Below are 846 nucleotides of genomic sequence, written 5' to 3'. Positions count from 1 at the left end.
CCAGTAATAACAGCGGTGGTTAACTCCCACCTTATTTATCTCCACATAAAAAAGAAAAATAATGAAATATACTAAACGCAGTTTGGTAGGGCTTTTTACGCTCTCAATAATGCAGTCGGGTGTGGTCCAGGCCTCCAATAATGCGCCTTATCCATTTGGTGAGGAGTTTGTTTACCATACTTGCCCTTCAGGGTTTGATAAACAAGGACTAAGTTGTACAAAAAAAATCACAAAACCAGTTTTGGTTAAATGTGATAGTGGTTATAACCTGAGTTCCAACAAGCAAAGCTGTACGAAAAGCCTTTCTAAAAGTGTTACCTACTCCTGTCCATCTGGTTATCGAATGGAAAGTGCGTCTTGTCTTCGCGTCGTTACGGAGAAAGATTATGCTGAACCATTTTATCCAGGACCTTACATGCCAATAGATAAAAGTAAAATGTCAAAATACACGATTGGCGCAAATGGACCATCGAGTATTTACTGGAAAGGAAAAAAAATACTTGAGCGATACCGTTTTAGTGATTTGACTTATAGCCATACCGACTCTTGGGTTTATAAAGCTGGTAGCCAGAAATATAGAGGCTGTAGCACTCAAGCTTGTCGAGTTGACTATGAGGTCATTCGGACTAAGAGTTTGTACAGTTCACGGACAAGTCATTGCCCTAGTGGGTACAGAAAAGCTGGTAGTACATGCCATAAAACCTTGACTAAGCCCGTCGTTAAGTATTGCTCTGAGGGACAACTAAATAGCAATCATTGTTCCGTTACTTTATCTCAATTAGCTTCAAGACGTTCACCTGTCGAAGAAACAATGGCAACCTTGTATCCGCGTTATTCTGATGATGC

1 pseudogene is annotated in these 846 nt (G+C 40.3%); it reads left to right on the top strand.

Annotated features, from left to right (window positions below):
* Positions 1-61: 61 nt before the first annotated feature.
* Positions 62-846, top strand: a pseudogene (locus F0228_RS25635) (hypothetical protein); the annotation flags it as partial.

The organism is Vibrio sp. 99K-1 (assembly GCF_013114585.1).
Classification (GTDB): Bacteria; Pseudomonadota; Gammaproteobacteria; order Enterobacterales; family Vibrionaceae; genus Vibrio; species Vibrio chagasii_B.
The sequence above is the reverse complement of the archived record's forward strand: the minus strand, read 5'-3'. Positions and strand labels throughout refer to the sequence as shown.